Source organism: Gordonia otitidis NBRC 100426, assembly GCF_000248075.1.
In the GTDB taxonomy this organism is placed as follows: Bacteria; Actinomycetota; Actinomycetes; order Mycobacteriales; family Mycobacteriaceae; genus Gordonia; species Gordonia otitidis.
This window is the reverse complement of record NZ_BAFB01000042.1, coordinates 1-19,237: the sequence shown is the minus strand read 5'-3', so window position 1 is coordinate 19,237 and position 19,237 is coordinate 1. Positions and strand designations below refer to the sequence as shown.

The 19,237-nt window shown below is 67.1% G+C and carries 14 protein-coding genes and 1 pseudogene; 14 read left to right on the top strand and 1 reads right to left on the bottom strand.

Translation table 11 applies throughout. The features are described 5' to 3' along the window. Positions 1-7 precede the first annotated feature (7 nt). The 14 genes and pseudogenes from mraY to ileS all read left to right on the top strand — a co-directional run bounded on the left by mraY (position 8) and on the right by ileS (position 18,602). Positions 8-1,105, top strand: a complete 1,098-nt coding sequence (gene mraY, locus GOOTI_RS04400; protein WP_007237369.1) for a phospho-N-acetylmuramoyl-pentapeptide-transferase — start codon at positions 8-10, stop codon at positions 1,103-1,105. Positions 1,106-1,118: 13 nt separating this feature from the next. Next, positions 1,119-2,771, top strand: a complete 1,653-nt coding sequence (gene murD / locus GOOTI_RS04395) for a UDP-N-acetylmuramoyl-L-alanine--D-glutamate ligase (RefSeq protein WP_007237368.1) — start codon at positions 1,119-1,121, stop codon at positions 2,769-2,771. Further along, the gene (gene ftsW / locus GOOTI_RS04390; RefSeq protein ID WP_007237367.1) at positions 2,768-4,741 is read left to right on the top strand and encodes a putative lipid II flippase FtsW; all 1,974 of its coding nucleotides are present in this window, start codon (positions 2,768-2,770) and stop codon (positions 4,739-4,741) included. The genes murD and ftsW overlap by 4 nt, the downstream gene beginning before the upstream one ends. Before the next feature lie 172 nt (positions 4,742-4,913). Further along, positions 4,914-6,110, top strand: a pseudogene (gene murG, locus GOOTI_RS04385) (undecaprenyldiphospho-muramoylpentapeptide beta-N-acetylglucosaminyltransferase); the annotation flags it as partial. 302 nt (positions 6,111-6,412) lie between these two features. Further along, positions 6,413-7,978 (top strand): UDP-N-acetylmuramate--L-alanine ligase, encoded by a 1,566-nt coding sequence (murC, locus tag GOOTI_RS04380; RefSeq protein WP_373279013.1) that lies wholly within the window; start codon positions 6,413-6,415, stop codon positions 7,976-7,978. Between the two features lie 32 nt (positions 7,979-8,010). Next, complete coding sequence (locus GOOTI_RS04375; RefSeq protein ID WP_138985159.1) at positions 8,011-8,676, top strand: cell division protein FtsQ/DivIB; 666 nt, start codon at positions 8,011-8,013, stop codon at positions 8,674-8,676. 190 nt (positions 8,677-8,866) lie between these two features. After that, positions 8,867-10,036 (top strand): cell division protein FtsZ, encoded by a 1,170-nt coding sequence (gene ftsZ / locus GOOTI_RS04370; protein WP_007237363.1) that lies wholly within the window; start codon positions 8,867-8,869, stop codon positions 10,034-10,036. Between the two features lie 28 nt (positions 10,037-10,064). Continuing rightward, positions 10,065-10,886, top strand: coding sequence for a peptidoglycan editing factor PgeF (pgeF, locus tag GOOTI_RS04365; protein WP_007237362.1), 822 nt, complete (start codon positions 10,065-10,067; stop codon positions 10,884-10,886). Continuing rightward, positions 10,883-11,638: a YggS family pyridoxal phosphate-dependent enzyme gene (locus GOOTI_RS04360; protein WP_007237361.1), complete on the top strand. Its 756-nt coding sequence runs from the start codon at positions 10,883-10,885 to the stop codon at positions 11,636-11,638. Before pgeF ends, GOOTI_RS04360 begins: the two co-directional genes overlap by 4 nt. Positions 11,639-11,731: 93 nt before the next feature. Beyond that, complete coding sequence (locus GOOTI_RS04355) at positions 11,732-12,454, top strand: cell division protein SepF (RefSeq protein WP_007237360.1); 723 nt, start codon at positions 11,732-11,734, stop codon at positions 12,452-12,454. A gap of 133 nt (positions 12,455-12,587) precedes the next feature. Further along, the gene (locus GOOTI_RS04350) at positions 12,588-12,914 is read left to right on the top strand and encodes a YggT family protein (protein ID WP_007237359.1); all 327 of its coding nucleotides are present in this window, start codon (positions 12,588-12,590) and stop codon (positions 12,912-12,914) included. A 324-nt stretch (positions 12,915-13,238) separates the two neighbouring features. Beyond that, on the top strand, positions 13,239-13,997 hold the full coding sequence (locus GOOTI_RS04345; RefSeq protein ID WP_007237358.1) for a DivIVA domain-containing protein: 759 nt from the start codon (positions 13,239-13,241) through the stop codon (positions 13,995-13,997). 33 nt (positions 13,998-14,030) lie between these two features. Beyond that, entirely contained in the window at positions 14,031-15,041 is a 1,011-nt protein-coding gene (locus tag GOOTI_RS04340) for a hypothetical protein (protein WP_007237357.1), read from the top strand. A gap of 414 nt (positions 15,042-15,455) precedes the next feature. After that, positions 15,456-18,602 (top strand): isoleucine--tRNA ligase, encoded by a 3,147-nt coding sequence (ileS, locus tag GOOTI_RS04335; protein WP_233425421.1) that lies wholly within the window; start codon positions 15,456-15,458, stop codon positions 18,600-18,602. 1 nt (position 18,603) lies between these two features. On the opposite strand, the gene GOOTI_RS26000 is transcribed toward ileS, so the two are convergent. After that, a partial coding sequence (locus tag GOOTI_RS26000) for a TetR-like C-terminal domain-containing protein (RefSeq protein ID WP_007237355.1) occupies positions 18,604-19,237 on the bottom strand: 634 nt, incomplete at its 5' end.

Genomic DNA, 19,237 nt, shown 5'->3' with positions numbered 1-19,237 from the left:
TGCTGCGGTGACCCAGATCCTCATTGCGGGTGCGATCGCCGTTGCGGTGTCGATCCTGCTCACTCCGGTACTCATCCGCGTCTTCTCGCGCCAGGGTTTCGGTCAGGAGATCCGCGTCGAAGGGCCGCAGAGTCACCAGACGAAGCGTGGGACGCCGTCGATGGGTGGCGTCGCCATCCTGATTGCGCTCTGGGCGGGCTACTTCGGAGCGCACATCGTCGGCTTGTTCACCCACGACGGCAACGGACCGACGGCGTCGGGCCTGCTCGTACTCGGTTTGGCGACCGCGCTGGGCGGTGTCGGATTCCTCGACGACTTCATCAAGATCCGCAAGCACCGCAACCTCGGACTCAACAAGACGGCCAAGTCGATCGGTCAGTTCATCGCCGCCATCCTGTTCGGTGTCCTCGTGCTCGGCTTCCGCAACGACTCGGGGTACACGCCGGCGAGTCCGCACCTGTCCTACGTCCGCGACATCGACGCGATCTCGATGGTCTCCGTCGCCTTCGTCGTGTTCTGTTGGTTGGTGGTCGCGGCGTGGTCGAATGCGGTCAACTTCACCGATGGTCTCGACGGTCTCGCCGCGGGATCGATGGCCATGGTCCTCGGCACGTATGTACTGGTGACCTTCTTCCAGTTCGTCAACGCCTGTTCGGGAGGTGCGAAGCCCGCCGCGGACATCCCGCGCGGCTGCTACCACGTCCGCGATCCGCTCGATCTCGCGCTCATCGCGGTCGCGGGCGGTGGCGCCTGCCTCGGGTTCCTGTGGTGGAATGCCGCACCGGCCAAGATCTTCATGGGCGACACCGGATCGCTGGCACTCGGCGGACTGCTCGCGGGTCTGTCGATCACCACCCGCACCGAACTGCTCGCCGTCGTCATCGGCGCACTGTTCGTCGCCGAGATCATGTCGGTGGTCATCCAGATCGCGTTCTTCCGGACGACAGGTCGACGGGTCTTCCGCATGGCGCCCTTCCACCACCACTTCGAACTGGGTGGTTGGGCCGAGACCACGGTGATCATCCGGTTCTGGCTACTGACCGCCATCGCCTGCGCACTCGGTCTCTCGCTGTTCTACGGCGAGTTCCTCACAGTCAACGGCTAGCCGGATGAGTTCGATGACGGAACTTCATCTCCATGGTCGACGCGTCGTCGTCGCGGGCGGCGGCACCGCGGGCATGTCCGCGGCGCGATTCCTGCTCGGTGTCGGTGCCGTCGTCACGATCGCCGACGACCGCTTCGCCGACAGCACACCGCACCCGGGGACGGGGAAATCGGCTGACGTGACGACGGGAGTCGCGGGATCCGAGGTGACGACAGGAGTCGTCGGGGCCGACGCGGTCCACGCGGCCGGAGCACGGCTCACGTCGGTCGCCGCGCTCCTCGTCGACGACTCCTGGGCCGCGACCACCGACCTCGTCATCGCCTCGCCGGGCTTCGCACCGGGCAACCCGCTGATGGTCGCCGCTGCCGAGCACGAGATCCCGGTCTGGGGTGAGGTCGAGCTGGCGTGGCGCGTCGACCGTGCCGGACTGGCGGGCGCACCGCGCACCTGGCTCGTCGTGACGGGGACCAACGGCAAGACCACGACGACGTCGATGCTGACCGACATCGTCATCGAGGGTGGTCGCAGCGCCGCCGCGTGCGGCAACATCGGGCTGCCGGTACTCGACGCCATGACCTCCGAGCCGCGGGTCGACGTCCTGTGCGCCGAACTGTCGTCGTTCCAACTCCACTGGGCGCCGTCGATCACCCCCGACGCGGGGGTGGTGCTCAACGTCGCCGACGACCACCTCGACTGGCACGGGTCGTTCGCCGCGTATGCCGCGGACAAGCAGACCGCCCTGCGCGGTGCGGTCGGTGTCGTCGGACTCGACGACGCCGTCGCATCCGGTCTGCCCGTTGCGGGCAGGCGCGTGGGGTTCACCCTCGGCGAGCCCGCGCCCGGCGAACTCGGCGTCGTCGACGGCGACCTGGTGGACCGTGCGTTCACCGTCCGTGCGTCCACCGACCGTGCGTTCACCGACCGGGCCGACGATCGGCGGGGCCATACACGGCTCGTGTCAGCGGAATCCGTTCACCCTGCGGGACCGTCGGGTGTCTCCGACGCACTGGCCGCAGCGGCGCTCGCGCTGGCGATCGACATCGACCCGTCGGCGATCGGTCGAGCGCTGAGCGCGTTTCGTCCCGCTGCCCACCGCGGCGAGGTGGTCGCCACCGTCGACGGAATCGACTTCGTCGACGATTCGAAGGCCACCAACCCGCACGCGGCTGAGGCCGCGATCGGCGCACACACGCTGGTGGTGCTCATCGCGGGCGGATTGCTGAAGGGCGCGTCGGTCGATCAGATGATCGCCGCGTCCGCGCACCGGCTCGCGGGGGTCGTCGCGATCGGGCGAGACCGCGACATCATTGTCGACGCGATTTCGCGACACGCCCCAAAAGTCCCAACAGTCACAGTATTCACAGGAGACGATGGCAGCGTGATTGCACAGCGCGCCCTCGGATCAGAAACGGGTTCAGCGCCGAGCGGGGTTCACCCGCACGGCGACCCCGGGAACTCCGGCGACCTCGCGACCGCGGTGATGAACCGCGCCGTCGCGGAGGCGTGGACGCTGGCCACGGCCACCGATCCGCGTCCCGACGCGGTGCTCCTCGCGCCCGCGGCGGCCTCGCTGGACATGTTCGCCGGGTACGGACGACGTGGTGACGCCTTCGCGGCCGCCGCGCGCTCGTTGCCGGGGAACGCTCCCCGGGCGACACAACCGTGACGGCGACAACCGATGCCGCGGGGGCGGGCAGCACGGGGGCCGGCAGCGCGGGGGCTGCCGCCGACCCGGTGGACGCCGACAAGTCAGCCGATGACACGGCAGGTGGGGTCGAGCCGGACTCGGGGTCTCGGACGTCGTCCACCCGCAAGAAGGCCGGCAAGAAGAAGACAGGTCGGTCGACGGGGAGGGGTGCAACGAGCAAGAGCGGGTCGACTACGCGACGCCCGGCGAAGTCCACGGCCGCCGACCACGGCACGTCCCGCGGGTCCGTCGTTCGCGGCGCGGCCCGCACCAGGACCGACCTCGCGGCGCTCCCGGCGACGGTGGTCGAGGGCGTGCGCAACCTGCTCAGCCGACCACTGGCGTCCTACCACCTGGTCCTGACCATGGCCGCCCTGATGACGTCGTTCGGACTCATCATGGTGCTCTCGGCCTCGTCGGTGGAGGGCTACTCGGCGGATGGATCCGCCTACGGACTGTTCGCGAACCAGGTGATCTTCGTGGTACTCGGCGCGATCGTCTTCTACCTCACGCTGCGTATGCCCGTTCGCTTCTTCCGACGGATGGCAGTCCCGATGATCGCGGTGACGACGATCATGCTGGCTTTGGTCCTGGTGCCCGGTATCGGCACGCTCAGCCAGGGAGCACGACGGTGGTTCGACATCAACGGACTCTCGGTGCAGCCGTCCGAACTGGTGAAGGTGGCCTTGTGCGTGTGGGGCGCGCACCTGCTGGCATCGCGTCGACGCGACAACGCCTCGCTACGTGAACTGCTCGTACCGCTCGTACCGGTCGGCCTGCTGATCTGTCTGCTGATCATCCTCGAGCCCAATCTCTCGACCACGATCACCATCGCGATCATCGTCGGGGCGCTGCTGTGGTTCGCGGGTCTGCCGATCAAGGTGTTCGTCACATTCGTCGTCACCGGCGTCGCCATCGCAGTCGTCTTGGCACTCGTGGAGAGCTACCGATCGCAGCGCGTGATGAGCTTCCTCGGCGGCATCGACGACCCGCAAGGCGCGGGCTACCAGGCCCGACAGGCGACGTTCGCCCTCGCCAACGGTGGAGTGTTCGGAGTCGGACTCGGACAGAGCCGCGCGAAATGGAACTACCTGCCCAACGCGCACAACGACTTCATCTTCGCGATCATCGGCGAGGAACTCGGTCTCATCGGTGGACTTTTGGTGGTCTTCCTGTTCGTCGTCCTCGCCTTCACGGGATTCCGGATCGCACACCGGTGCACCGATCCCTTCCTGAAACTCATGACCTCGACCATCACGGTGCTGGTCACCGCCCAGGCGTTCATCAACATCGGATACGTCATCGGACTGCTACCGGTGACGGGCATCCAGTTGCCGTTGCTGTCGGCAGGCGGAACGTCGACCCTGACAGTGCTGGCGATGCTCGGCCTACTGGCCAACGCGGCACGGCACGAGCCCGAGGCGGTCGCGGCGCTCACCACGGGTCAGCGCAGCCGCGTCAGCCGATGGTTCCGGTTGCCGACGCCGGTGGCATACACGCCCACTCGCGCGGAGAGCGCCCGGGACCGACTCGATGCACGTCGTGGGCCCGTGCCGTCGCAGGCCGGACGTGCGAGAAGTCAGCGCCAGGTGCCCGCATGGCGGCGCGCGATCGGCGCGCGGTTCTTCGGTGTCGCGCCCGAATCGAGTCCGGCGGCCGACAGCCGCGGGGCGCCGCGATCGGGTCAGGTGCGCGTCGACTACCGTGTCGGGTATTCCGGACGCGGGGAGCGCCCCAACGCTGCACATACGCGCGATGCGCGCGCCGACGGTCCGCGGCCATCGGCAGGCGCTCGCGGCGTCCGGGCGGAGCGTCGCGGTACGAAGCAACCGGCGTCGGCGTCGGCGCGGGCCGGAACACCGCACGTCTCCTCGGGCCGCTATTCGGGTCACGCGGGCAGAGCTGACAAGATGTCGGGTGGGCCGCGGTGGACGGGCAGGGGTCGCTAGACGATCCCGGGCGCCCGGGAACCGTCCCGAGGCGACGACGGTGCGCAGTGCTGCGCGGCGACGACGGGGCGCGCTGTCGCGCTGCGAGCCCGGTCTGGACCGGGTCGACGACAGATGTGCCCGACCCGGAACAGTCCTGAGACAACACAGATGTGAATGGAGTGCAGACCGAATGGATCCGGACGAACAACGGGTTACGCCGACGGACCAACGTTCTGCAGCCGGCAGCACACCACGGTTGTCGGTCGTGGTCGCCGGCGGAGGAACCGCGGGGCACATCGAACCGGCGCTCGCCGTCGCCGATGCGGTCCACCGACTCGACCCGACGGCTCGGATCACCGCTCTCGGCACGTCCCGGGGCCTCGAGACGACGCTCGTACCCGAACGCGGATACGACCTCGCCCTCATCCCGCCGGTTCCGCTGCCGCGTAAGCCCGGACTCGAACTCGCGAAGACTCCGGCACGGCTGCTGAGGTCGGTGCTCGCAACCCGCAGGGTACTGGCCGACGTGAAGGCCGATGTCGTCGTCGGATTCGGTGGGTATGTGTCCATGCCCGCTTATCTCGCTGCGCGCGCGTATCTGCGGCCGAGTCGACGGCTGCCGATCGTGATCCACGAGGCGAACGCCAGCGCAGGTATCGCGAACAAGGTCGGCGCGCGGTTCGCCGACACCGTGATGGCCGCGGTCGACGGATCGGGACTCGACGACGCCGAGGTCGTCGGTATCCCGGTGCGAGGCGTGATCGCCGACCTCGATCGCACGAGCCTGCGGGCCAAGGCGCGCCACTACTTCGGACTCGACGAGGATGCGCCGACGCTGCTCGTGTTCGGCGGTTCGCAGGGTGCGCAACGACTCAACGACGCAGTCGCGGGGGCGGCCGATGCGCTGGGACGCGCCGGTATAGGAGTGCTGCACGCGTACGGCCCCAAGAACACCATCGACCCCGTCTCACCCGATGACGCCCCGCCGTACCGGGCGGTCGGCTATCTCAAGCGGATGGATCTCGCCTACGCGGCCGCGGATCTGGTGATGTGCCGCTCGGGCGCGATGACCGTGGCCGAGGTGTCCGCGACGGGTCTCCCCGCGATTTATGTGCCGCTGCCACACGGGAACGGCGAACAGCGGCTCAACGCGTTGCCGGTTGTCGAGGCGGGCGGCGGTGTGCTCGTGGCCGACGACGAGGTCACGGCCGACTGGGTCGCGAGTGAGGTCCCCGCACTGCTCGGCGATCCGGCCCGGCTCGCCGCGATGTCGGTGTCGGCGGCAGGGACCGGACATGGCGACGCCGCCAACGCCGTGGCTCGCGCCGCTCTCGATTTGGCCTCGTCGCATCGACTCGGGCGCAGGTCACGCACCGCGCGAGGCGCCGAGACGCCGCGCGCCACTTCCTCACCTGACGACCGCACGGCCGATCCCGACATCGAGTCCGGCCCTGACATCGAGTCCGGCGACAACATCGAGTCCGGCGACAACACCGACCGGGACGATGCAGCCAGCGGCGCCGTCGTGACCGGCGGGGTCGACGGCGGTGGGGTCGACGGCGGTGGGGCTGACCGCGGTGGGGCTGACCGCAGTGGGGCTGACCGCAGTGAGGTCGACGGCCGTGAGGTTGACGGCGGGGCGGCGTTTCGTTCGACGGGATCGGCGCCCAAGCGGTGACAATCGAGGACGTGACCTCAGCACACGGTGAGCCGGGAGCCGCACCTCTGCCAGAACAACTCCAGCGAGTCCACATGGTCGGTATCGGCGGCGCCGGAATGTCGGGTCTCGCGCGCATCCTGTTGTCGCGTGGCGGCCAGGTGTCCGGGTCGGATGCCAAGACCAGCCGCGGCATCATCGCTCTGCGCGCGCGGGGGGCCCAGATCACGATCGGACACGACGCCGCAGCACTCGACCTGCTGCCCGGCGGTCCGACCGTCGTGGTCACGACGCATGCCGCCATACCCAAGACGAATCCAGAACTCGTCGCGGCGGGTCAGCGCGGTATCCCGGTCCTGTTGCGGCCGCATGTTCTCGCGGGACTGATGGCCGGCCACCGAACACTTCTCGTCGCCGGAACACACGGGAAGACCTCGACGACCTCGATGTCCGTCGTCGCGCTGCAGCACGCGGGGCTCGATCCGTCGTTCGCCATCGGCGGCGAACTCAACGAATCGGGAACCAACGCCCATCACGGGAGCGACGACATCTTCGTCGCCGAAGCCGACGAGAGCGATGGGTCGTTACTCGAATACGCGCCGGACATCGTCGTGATCACCAACATCGAGGTCGACCACCTAGACTTCTTCGGCAGCGTCGAGGCCTACGTCGCGGTCTTCGACGAGTTCACCGAGAAGCTCCGTTCCGGCGGCACCCTCATCGTGTGTCTCGACGACCCGGGGACAGTCGCGCTCGCTCGTCGGCGCGCGGCCGAACTGACTGCCCGGGGGGTCACGGTGCTCGGTTACGGCACCGACGCGGACAAGATCGCGATTCCCGGCGTCACACCAGCCGCGACACTGGTGTCGTGGACGCCGCACGGTAGCGGCGGGGCCGCGACGGTGCGGTTCGCCGAGCCGATCGTCGACTCACCTGTCGAAGTCGGCATGACACTGACGACTCCGGGAATCCACATGGCGCGCAACAGTCTCGGCGCGGTCCTCGGTGCCGTGCGCGCAGGCGGCGAACTTGCGGACGTGATCGCAGGCGTCGAGGCATTCGGTGGGGTCCGACGTCGTTTCGAATACAAGGGGCGTGCTGCGGGTGTCGCCGTCTACGACGACTACGCTCATCACCCCACCGAGGTCGCGGCCGTGTTGGCGGCCGCCCGGGGTCTGGTCGCTGGTGACGGCGATACTCGTGAGGGCGATGCTCGTGAGGGCGGCGCTCGTGATGGCCGGGTGATCGCCGTGTTCCAGCCCCATCTCTATTCGCGTACAGCCGAATTCGCCGACGAATTCGCAGCGGCGCTCGACGCCGCGGACGAGGTGATAGTCGCGGACGTCTACGGGGCGCGAGAGGCACCGATTCCCGGCGTGAGCGGCCGAAGCATCACCGACCAGCTGACCCGGCCCCATCGATTCGTTCCCGACCTATCGAGTCTCGCCGACATCGTCGCAGGCATCGCGCGACGAGGTGACATCGTGCTCACCCTCGGCGCCGGTGACATCACCATGCAGGGCCCCGAGATACTCGCAGCGCTCGAGGAGCCGGGCACGCGGCGACATGCGTCCGACGGGGGCGAGGACTCCCGGTGACCCGGTTCCTGCCGGAACGTCGGGGAGCGCGCATGCTCCTCGGGGTGGCGGTCGCCGTCATCGTTGTCGTCGGGCTCGTGCTCGTGGCGTTCTTCACCCCGCTGATGTCGGTGCGGACGACCACGGTTGAGGGTGCCAAGGGTGTACAGACCGGTGAGATACTCCACGCAGCGGGCGTTGCGTCAGGCACGCCGCTGCTCCAGGTCGACACGCGCGTCGTCGCGCAGCGGATCGCGGCCATACCGTCGATCGAATCCGCGCGGGTCAAGCGCGAGTACCCGTCGTCGCTGCGGATCACCGTCGTCGAGCGGCGGGCGACGGCCCGTGTCGTCGACGGCGACGAGGTGCACGTCCTCGACCGCACCGGCGTCTCGTATCTGACCTACACCACCAAGGGGCTGCCGGGCGAGTACGCGGCGCTGCCGGTCTTCACCACACCGAACCCCGGACCGTCCGATCCGACGACGGTGGCCGCCATGAAGGCCACCGCAGGTCTGCCCGACGACATCTCCGAGCAGGTGAGAGCGGTCGACGCGTCCTCGCCCGTCGACATCGAGTTCACGCTCGAGGGCAACCGCAAGGTGGTGTGGGGCGATTCGACCCGCGGCGACGAGAAGGCCCGGACGCTCGGGTATCTGATGCCGCGCAAGGCGTCCGAATACAACGTGTCGAGCCCGGACTTCCCCGCCTACCGCTGAATGGTGTGTGCGCGTCCGCCTGCGAGGACGCGGTGATCGAGTGATTTCCACGCAACTTCACGACACGCCGCGCCGCTTGCTGGCCCAGTGGCCCGGCGATGCCTAGCGTTCTCGACAACACACCACTTGACATAACTCTAAATCTATGGTTGAGGTTTAGGGTTTTGTATCGACAAGGAAGGCGAGCGCCATGACGCCACCGCACAACTACCTGGCCGTGATCAAGGTCGTCGGCATCGGCGGCGGCGGCGTCAATGCCGTCAACCGGATGATCGAACAGGGACTCAAAGGCGTTGAGTTCATCGCCATCAACACCGACGCCCAGGCGTTGTTGATGAGCGATGCCGACGTCAAGCTCGATGTCGGACGTGACTCGACGCGGGGACTCGGCGCAGGCGCCGATCCCGAGGTCGGCCGTCGCGCGGCCGAGGATGCTCGCGACGAGATCGAAGAACTGCTCAAGGGCGCGGACATGGTGTTCGTGACCGCGGGCGAGGGAGGCGGGACCGGCACGGGCGGCGCCCCGGTGGTGGCGTCGATCGCGCGCAAGTTGGGCGCGCTGACCGTCGGTGTCGTGACCCGGCCCTTCGGCTTCGAGGGCAAGCGTCGTGGGGGACAGGCCGAGGCGGGTATCACGGCTCTGCGCGAGTCGTGCGACACGCTCATCGTCATCCCCAACGACCGTCTGCTGCAGCTGGGCGACGCGCAGGTCAGCCTCATGGACGCGTTCCGCAGTGCCGACGAGGTGCTGCTCAACGGTGTTCAGGGCATCACCGATCTCATCACCACCCCCGGTCTGATCAATGTCGACTTCGCCGACGTCAAGGGCGTCATGAGCGATGCCGGCTCGGCGTTGATGGGTATCGGCTCCGCACGTGGCGAGGAGCGTGCGCGTAAGGCTGCCGAGGCGGCGATCAACTCACCGCTGCTCGAGTCGTCGATGGAGGGTGCGCGCGGTGTGCTGATGTCGATCGCCGGTGGCAGTGATCTGGGTCTGTTCGAGATCCACAACGCCGCGACCCAGGTCCAGGAGGCCGCGCACGAGGACGCCAACATCATCTTCGGCACGGTCATCGACGACAACCTCGGCGACGAGGTGCGCGTGACGGTGATCGCCGCCGGATTCGACGGCGGAACCCCGCGCAAGCGCACCGACGCACCGGCGGCGACCGGGAAGACGGCCGTCGGTGCCGGGCAGGCGGGCGCAGTGAATCCGGCGGAGAAGAACGATCCGCTGTTCGGACAGATGCCCCAGGAGGGTGGCGACCCGTTCGCCGATCGTCCGGCGTCTCCGCCGCGACGTAACAGCGTCACGCTCGACGACGACGACGTCGACGTGCCGTCCTTCATGAAGCGCTGACGACGTGAGCGGGTCGAGCAGACCCCGGGTGCGCCGTGTGGTGACCACCAGGGACGGGGGTGTCTCCCGGGCGCCGTACGACACGTTCAATCTGGGAGATCATGTCGGTGACGATCCGGACGCGGTAGCGGCCAACAGGGCTCGCCTCGCTTCGCAGCTCGGCGTGGCGCCCGATCACCTCGTGTGGATGGAACAGATCCACAGCCGCAACGTCGCCGTGGTCGATGGTCCCGTCGGCCACCCCGTGGAGGCCACCGATGCGTTGGTGACCACAACCCCGGGCCTGGCACTCGCGGTCCTCAGCGCCGACTGCGTACCGCTTCTCCTCAGTGACGACGAGGCGGGCGTGATCGCCGGAGTGCATGCGGGACGGGTCGGTGCCCGCATCGGCATCATCCCGGAGACGCTGCGGGTGATGATGTCGCTGGGCGCACGCCCGGAGCGGATCGGCGCCTTCCTCGGTCCGGCAGCGTGCGGACGACAGTACGAGGTCCCACCCGAGATGCAGCGCGACGTCGAAGAGCATCTGCCGGGCAGTGCATGCCTCACCGACAAACGCACCACCGGACTCGATCTGCGGGCTGGTCTGCGGCGTCAATTGCTGGCTGCAGCCGTGGCTGCCGTCGCGGAGGACCCGCGCTGCACGATCGAGGATCCGCATCTGTTCAGCCATCGGCGAGGCGCGCCCACCGGCCGACTGGCGTCCGTCATCTGGATCGATCCGGATGCTCCCACCGAGTCCGACGACTCTGACGCACAAGCGGATTCGGCGGCATCGGGGGATCCGTTCTCGACAGGGGATCCGGGACCGACAGGGGATCCGGGAACCACAGGGAGCTTAGCGCCGTGAGCTCCGCCACCGACGAACGCACGGCGCAACTCGCCGAGTCACTCTCCGCCGTCCGCGCGCGACTCGACGCCGCGGTGCGGGCTGCCGCGCGACCAGCAGGAGATGTGACACTGCTCGTCGTGACCAAGTTCTTTCCGGCAGACGACGTGCAGCGGCTGATCACGTTGGGGGAGAGGGAGTTCGGCGAGTCCCGCGAGCCTGAGGCGAGCCGCAAGGTCGGCGAGGTGCGCGCAACGAGCGCAGCAGAAGGTCGCGGTACCGACGACGTCGCGTTCGACATGATCGGCTCTGTGCAGACCAAGAAAGCGCGATCGATAGCGCGGTGGGCACGCGCGGTGCACTCGGTGGATCGTGCCAAGCTGATCGACCACCTGGCGTCGTCGAGTGCGGCCGCGCTCGACGACGGTGAACGGGTCGCGCCCGTCGGGGTCTACCTGCAACTGAGCCTCGACGGTGACCCGACACGGGGAGGTGCGCTCGAATCCGAGCTACCGGAACTCGCCGATCGGGTCGAGGCGAGCGACGCGCTCGCGTTGCGAGGCCTGATGGTCATCGCGCCACTCGACGGTGAGGTCGACGACTGGATGGCGCGAACCGCGCAGGCGCATGAAAGATTTCGGTCGCGGTATCCGCAGGCGACGGGACTCTCTGCAGGTATGTCCGCTGACCTCGAGAGCGCTGTGGCACACGGATCGACATGCGTGCGTGTCGGAACCGCAATCATGGGCCCGCGGCCGATAGTCTCTCACTAATCACATTGGTCACACGCGAACCAACGAGAACAAACTCCACACTGACAACACCCGTGAACCCGCCGCAGGTGTCGGATGACAGAGAGGCCCCCAATGACCACGATGCAGAAGTTCAAGGCATATTTCGGCATGGTGCCTCCGAGCGAGTACGAGGACGACTATTTCGATGAGCCGGGACCCGGTCCGGTCCGCTCGGCATCACGAGAGCGCGCGTACCGCGACGACTACTACGGCGACGCGCCGATGCGTGACGGTTACGGCGATCCCTATGCCGAATCGGGTTACCGCGATGGCCCCGACATGGCCTACGAGGAGCGGCGTTTCGGCCCCGGCTTCGATTCCGCTCCGGGGTACGAGCAGGGCTACCAGGGTGACTACACCTACGCGGGTCCGCGTCACTCCGACCCCGTCGAGAGGCCGCGGGTGGTGCCCCGACTCGAGCCGCTGCAGCGCTCGAGTTCGGTTCCGCTGCGTTCCGCGGCTCCGTCGTCGGCGTCCGCGGCGCCCGATCTCGAGCAGGTGTTCGCCGACGGGCCGCTGCACAAGATCACCACACTGCGTCCCGCCGACTACGGCGAGGCACGGACGATCGGCGAGCGGTTCCGCGACGGCAACCCGGTCATCATGGACCTCGTCGACATGAGCAACGACGATGCGAAGCGGCTCGTGGATTTCGCGGCAGGCCTGGCGTTCGCGCTGCGGGGCTCGTTCGACAAGGTCGCGACCAAGGTGTTCCTGCTCTCGCCCGCCGACATCGACGTGTCAGCGGAGGACCGCAAGAAGATCGCCGCGACAGGTTTCTACAACCACAGCTGACCCGTGTCATTCGGCGGGCGGACCTACACGGTGCGCCCGCCGAATGTCGGTCGGTACCCATTCAGCGCGCTCGCAGCCCGGTCACTTCGGACCGGATGTGCGGCGTGCCCGACATATCAGGCACTCTTGACTCGTGGCGATTCTGTTCGAAGTCCTCTACTACGTGCTGTTCATCTACTGGCTGCTGCTGCTTGCGCGCCTTGTCATCGAGTTGGTTCGCACCTTCGCGCGTGAGTGGCGGCCGACGGGGATCGCGGTCGTGATCATCGAAGCGGTGTTCACCGTCACCGACCCGCCGATCAAAGCCCTTCGGCGCATCCTGCCTCCGATTCCGCTCGGTCCGGTTCGACTCGATCTCTCGTTGATGATCGTGATGATCGTCGTACTCATCCTCATGTCGGTCATGCGCGGACTGGCCAACAACGCCGCGGCGTCGGCGCTGGCGAGCGCACTCCTCTGACCAGCCGATCGGGGCTCGGGTGCTCGGTGAACGTCGCTTGAACATGACCCGACGTCATGATCTGACTGCCGCTCGTCGAGCCGATGTTCTACCGTTGAGTGTCATCATCGAGTGACTGTTGCATTGCAGGACGGCATCGAACATATGCGACAAGCGGTTCAGATGTGACAGGATGAGACGCCAGTTACGGATTTTGACTGGTATGAATATTGAGTGACAGTCTGTACACATAGGCTGTGACGTATCCGCCCAACTGAAGACCAAGCTCGAACGACACCAAGCTCGAGCCGACCCAACGCTCTAACGACAATGAGGGGAACCGACATGCGGCTGACACCAGCTGATGTGCACAACGTCGCGTTCAGCAAACCGCCGATCGGTAAGCGCGGCTACAACGAGGACGAGGTCGATCAGTTCCTCGACTTCGTCGAAGCTGAGCTCGCTCGCCTGATCGAAGAGAACAGCGACCTCAAGCAGCGCGTCGAAGAGCTCGAGGGCGAGCTCGCCGACGCGAAGGCCGGCAGCGGCACTGCTGATGCATCCTCCTCGTCGGAGTCCCTGTCCGACGACGACGCGAACATCCGAGCTGCTCGGGTTCTCGCTCTCGCACAGGACACCGCCGATCGTCTGACGGGTTCGGCTCGACAAGAAGCCGACACGTTGCTCGCGGATGCCCGCTCGCGTGCGGACGCCATGGTGTCCGAGGCGCAGACGAAGTCCGACGCCCTGCTGAACGATTCGCGTCAGCGGTCCGAAGCGATCCTCGCCGACTCGCAGACGCGGTCGGAGGCTCAGCTGCGTCAGGCGCAGGAACGTGCCGACGCGCTGCAGAGCGACGCCGAGCGTAAGCACAGCGAGATCATGGGCACGATCAATCAGCAGCGCGGCGTCCTCGAGGGACGTATCGAGCAGCTCAAGACGTTCGAGCGTGAGTACCGCACACGCCTTAAGACCTATCTCGAGTCCCAGCTCGAAGAGCTGCAGCAGCGCGGCAGTGCCGCACCTGTCGAGAACGGGCGCTCCGACCAGTCGTTCTCGTCGGATCCCGGTAACGGCGGCTTCAGCAGCTACTCGCAGAGCTGATCGGTGCCGGCGGACGGTCATTAGGCAGATGACGTGCTGAGTCTGGCGCTCGCAGCCACCCTCGTTGGCTTCGTGCTGCTCATCGTCGGGTTGATCACCGGCACGGTGTGGCTGGCGGTGGCGTGCATCGTCGTCTGCTTGATCGGCTTGGCTTTTCTGATCGTCGACATCATCGGCTCAGGGCGCAGGGACGACAGTTCGAGCGTGGACGCCGAGTTCGACGGGCGCCCGGCGGTCGGCGACGACTCCGACGCCGGGGTCGAGGGCGGTGGTGCTGCAGTCGAACGTGACGACCCGGCCCGCGACCGAGACGTCGGCGGTGATCGCGATGGTGATGCAGTCCGTGGCTCCCGACCTTCCTCAGGGCCCGATTCGGGCGGATCGGTGCCCACAGGCCCCGCGCGGCGCGAATCCCCTCCCGCGCGGCGCGAGGGCCCCCCGTCGTCGTGGGAAGGCGTGATCAAGCCCGGCGGGCAGCATCCGGGGGAGCGGCCCGACTCCGCGCCCGGTAGTGCTGGTGCTGTCGGAGACAGTGCACACGGTGCCTCGGGACGCGATGCCTCGGCAGATCCGGCCCCCGGTGCGCGGGAGGGTGATTACACCGATTACCTGCGTGCAGTCGGCAATGATCCCGTGACGGGTGGATTCGGTGCGCAGCCGCCGGGGACTCGTCCACCCCAGTCCCAGTCCCCCCAGTCCCAATCCCCTCAGTCCCAGTCGGGCGCGCCGCAGATGCCGCCCCCGCAGGCGCCGCGGCACGTACCTCCCGGTCAGCAGCGGGCCTACCCGCAGCAGGGGCCTGCCGGCGGGCAACCACCCCGGCAGTGGGCAGCCGGCCCGGGAACGACGGATCAGGGCCGCGGCCAACAGTCGCCCGGCCAGTACCCGGGGAGGGCTCCGCAGGCACCATCCGAGGGGCAGCAGGTGAATCGCGAGGAGCAGCAGCCGTCCGATCGCCAATGGGACACGCCCGAGCGTGAAACGGGTAGCGGAACGGCACGATTCGATCCTCTTGATCCCAACTGGCGTCCTCCACTCGACTGACGTCCTCCCTCGAATGACGCCCTCGGTGTTCGCTTCGGCTTTCGACACAGTCGGTTCGACCGCTACACTGAGGTCGCGACGATCCGGCCATCACCGGGGAGCACCTGGAAGAACAGACACCACCCGACGCGTCGTCGGGGCTGGTTTCTCAGTAGAACCGGGCGGGCGCGGCCCGTGACAGCCGCCGGTCCATTCGGATTCTGAAACGTGTGTTGTCGTCAGACGACCACCGATCCGAGAGGACCACGAGAGGCGTCGGTCGAACCGACGCAAGCGGGGTGGTACCGCGCACCATTCGTGCGTCCCCGTGCCGAGCAGATGGATACGTCCAGGCGTGGACGTGCGAGCCAGGCACGAGGAGCCAGCGTGAGCGACCAGACAGAATCCAGCACACGGGTGTACCCCGTGGTCGACATGACCGACGGCATGCGCAGTGGCACACCCTCATTTCCCGACGTCGAGATCAACGTCCTCGACTACTGGAAGAACGACGACACGTTCGCGGCATCGATCGCCAACCGCGCCGACGCACCTGAGTTCGTGTTCTACGACGGTCCGCCGTTCGCCAACGGTCTGCCGCACTACGGCCACCTGTTGACCGGGTACGTGAAAGATCTGGTACCCCGGTACCAGACGATGCGGGGCAAGAAGGTCGAGCGCCGTTTCGGTTGGGACACCCACGGTCTGCCCGCAGAACTCGAAGCCGAACGTCAACTCGGGATCACCGACAAGTCGGAGATCGAGAAGATGGGCGTCGAGAAGTTCAACGACTTCTGCCGTGATTCGGTGCTGCGGTATACCGGCGAGTGGCGCGACTACGTCACCCGACAGGCCCGGTGGGTCGATTTCGACAACGATTACAAGACGCTCGACATCGACTTCATGGAGTCGGTCATGTGGGCGTTCAAGCGACTCTGGGACAAGGGGCTCATCTACCAGGGCTACCGCGTGTTGCCGTATTCCTGGTACGAGCAGACCCCGCTGAGCAACCAGGAATCCAAGCTCGACGACGCCTACCGCATGCGCCAGGATCCCGCGGTCACGGTTCGGATGCCGCTCGTCGTGGCGTCCGACAGCCCATTGTCCGAACTCGACGGCGTCAACGCGCTCATCTGGACGACGACACCGTGGACGCTGCCGTCGAACCTCGCGATCGCTGTGAATCCGGACGTCACCTACGTCCATGTTCGTGCCGCCGACGGGCAGGAGTATCTCCTCGCCGAGCCGTTGCTGGCCGGTTACGCCAAGGAGATCGTCGACCCGCAGGTGCTCGGTAGCTACCACGGACGTCAGCTCGAGGGGCTCGCCTACACGCCTCCGTTCGATTTCTTCCTCGGCCACCCGAATGCGCACCGCGTGTTGCTCGGCGACTACGTCACGACCGACAGCGGAACCGGAATCGTCCATCTCGCACCCGCTTTCGGTGAGGAGGACATGGAGTTGGCAACCGCCAACGGCATCGACGTGGTGCAGCCACTCGACGCCGGTGGGCGATTCACGTCGATGGTGCCGCCGTATGAGGGGCTGATGGTGTTCGACGCCAATCCGGTGATCATCAAGGACCTCAAGGAGGTCGGGCGCATACTGCGGCACGAGACGATCGAACACTCCTATCCCCACTCGTGGCGATCGGGAAAACCCTTGATCTACATGGCGGTTCCGTCGTGGTTCGTGGCGGTCGACCCGATCAAGGATCGCATGATCGAATTGAACAAGCAGATCACCTGGTCGCCTGCGCACATCCGCGACGGGCAGTTCGGCAAGTGGCTCGAGGGTGCACGGGACTGGAACATCAGCCGGAACCGCTACTGGGGCGCGCCGATCCCCGTCTGGGTATCCGACGATCCGGAGCACCCGCGCACCGACGTGTACGGCTCGCTCGACGAACTCGAACGCGATTTCGGGGTGCGGCCGGACAACCTGCACAGGCCCTACATCGACGAGCTGACCCGGCCGAATCCCGACGACCCGACCGGTAATTCGACGATGCGTCGGGTACCGGAGGTTCTCGATTGCTGGTTCGAGTCCGGATCGATGCCGTATGCGCAGGTCCACTATCCGTTCGAGAACGCCGATTGGTTCGACGGAACCGACACGGAGTCCGCGCACAATCCGGGTGACTTCATCGTCGAGTACAACGGCCAGACCCGCGGCTGGTTCTACAATCTGCACGTGCTCGCGACCGCACTCTTCGATCGTCCGGCGTTCAAGACAGTTGCCGCACATGGCATCGTGCTTGGTGACGACGGGCAGAAGATGTCGAAGTCCAAGCGCAACTATCCCGATGTCAACGAGGTGTTCGACCGCGACGGCAGCGATGCGATGCGATGGTTCCTCATGGCATCGCCCATCCTGCGTGGCGGCAACCTCGTGGTCACCGAGAAGGGAATCCGCGAAGGTGTGCGGCAGGCGCTTCTGCCGCTGTGGAACGCGTACAGCTTCCTGCAGCTCTACGCGGATCGACCTGCCACGTGGCGCACCGATTCGTCGAATGTGCTCGACCGCTACATCCTCGCGAAGCTCGCGGTCACCCGCGACGCGATGACCGAGGCGCTCGACGTCTACGACGTCTCCGGGGCATGTGAGGCATTCCGTGAGTTCGTCGAGTCGCTGACCAACTGGTACGTGCGTCGATCGCGCGCACGTTTCTGGGCTGGGCAGGACGAGGATGCGGACGCTTTCGACACTCTCTACACCGTGCTCGAGGTGGCGAGTCGTCTTGCCGCGCCCCTGCTCCCGTTGGCGACGGAGGCGATCTGGCGGGGATTGACCGGTGGGCGATCTGTGCACCTGACCGACTGGCCGACGAGCGACGAGTCGCCGGGCGATCCGGACCTGGTTGCCGCCATGGACGACGTGCAGGCCGTCTGTTCCACAGCGTCGAGCGTGCGCAAGGCCAACAAGCTGCGCGTGCGTCTTCCGTTGCCGCAGTTGACCGTCGCCTCGCCGAACGCTGAGCGACTCGCGCCGTACACGGACCTGATCGCCGACGAGATGAATGTCAAGTCGGTGGAGTTGTCGACCGCGGCAGACCGCTACGGCCACTATGAGCTCGCGGTCAACGCGCGTGCTGCCGGTCCACGTCTGGGCAAAGACGTACAGCGCGTCATCAAGGCCGTCAAAGCGGGCAACTGGACTGTTCGGACCACCGACGACGGCACCGAGGTGGTGTCCGTCGACGGCATCGACCTCCTGCCCGGCGAGTACAGCAGGAAACTCGTCGCAGAGGAGCCGGACTCGACCGCCGAACTTCCCGGAGGCGGCGGGCTCGTCGTCCTCGACACGAACGTGACCGAGGATCTCGAAGCCGAGGGGTGGGCCAAGGACCGCGTTCGCGAGCTCCAGGAGGCGCGGCGCGGTCTGGGACTCGACGTCTCCGATCGAATCGAGGTGCGGTTCGTGGTGCCCCGTGGACGACTCGAGTGGGCTCGACTGCACGCAGACATGATCGCCGGCGAAGTGCTCGCCACGTCGTTCGTCGTCGAATGCGCCGACGACGCCGCGCCGGGCGCGACGGAACTGGGTGACGGCGGCACAGCCGACATCCGCAAGGCGAGCTGAGCTACCCGACGAACAACGTCGACAGCACGGCGTCGATCTGCGCTGCGAACAGGACGTCGGGGCGAGCGAACGTGTCGGCGCCGTACTGCCCGAACACCTCGAGGCTGATGCCGCCGATCATGGTGGCCCACAGCGTGATGGCGCCTACCATCACCGAATCCGGTAGTGCGGAGCCGAATTCGCGGCGCACGGCGTCGAAGTCCGCCGTCAGTTGCGCGCCGGCATCTACCGTCGCCGGTGCGCCCTCGCGGAGCTCACCACGGCGCCACGCGGCGTCGAACTCGGTCAGCAGGCGTGCGATGACGCGCGTCCCGGGCCCGACCGTGCGTTCGGCGGGCGCCGCGTAGCCGGGCACCGGGCTGCCGTACAGCAGTGCCCATCGGGCAGGATCGGCGATGGCCCACGCGCGCATCGCCAATGCCATGCGCCGCAATCTCTCTCGTGATGGCACACGGGAGTCGCCTGCGGGCTCCGGCCCGTCGCCCCGGTCACCTCCGCCCCGGTCGCCTCCTATCCGGTCACCTCCGATCCGATCGGTATCGCTGTCGAGGGGTTCGTCGGCGGCGTAGTCGGCGGCGTCGTCGACGGAATCGGCCAGATCCGAATATCCCTGCACGAGCAGCAGTGTCAGCAAC

What these genes read in the sequence shown, in the direction of transcription:
- murD (WP_007237368.1), top strand. Translation starts at nt 1,119, where the DNA reads ATGACGGAACTTCATCTCCATGGTCGACGCGTCGTCGTCGCGGGCGGC.
- GOOTI_RS04375 (WP_138985159.1), top strand. Translation starts at nt 8,011, where the DNA reads ATGCTCCTCGGGGTGGCGGTCGCCGTCATCGTTGTCGTCGGGCTCGTG.
- ftsZ (WP_007237363.1), top strand. Translation starts at nt 8,867, where the DNA reads ATGACGCCACCGCACAACTACCTGGCCGTGATCAAGGTCGTCGGCATC.
- GOOTI_RS04355 (WP_007237360.1), top strand. Translation starts at nt 11,732, where the DNA reads ATGACCACGATGCAGAAGTTCAAGGCATATTTCGGCATGGTGCCTCCG.
- GOOTI_RS04345 (WP_007237358.1), top strand. Translation starts at nt 13,239, where the DNA reads ATGCGGCTGACACCAGCTGATGTGCACAACGTCGCGTTCAGCAAACCG.
- ileS (WP_233425421.1), top strand. Translation starts at nt 15,456, where the DNA reads ATGACCGACGGCATGCGCAGTGGCACACCCTCATTTCCCGACGTCGAG.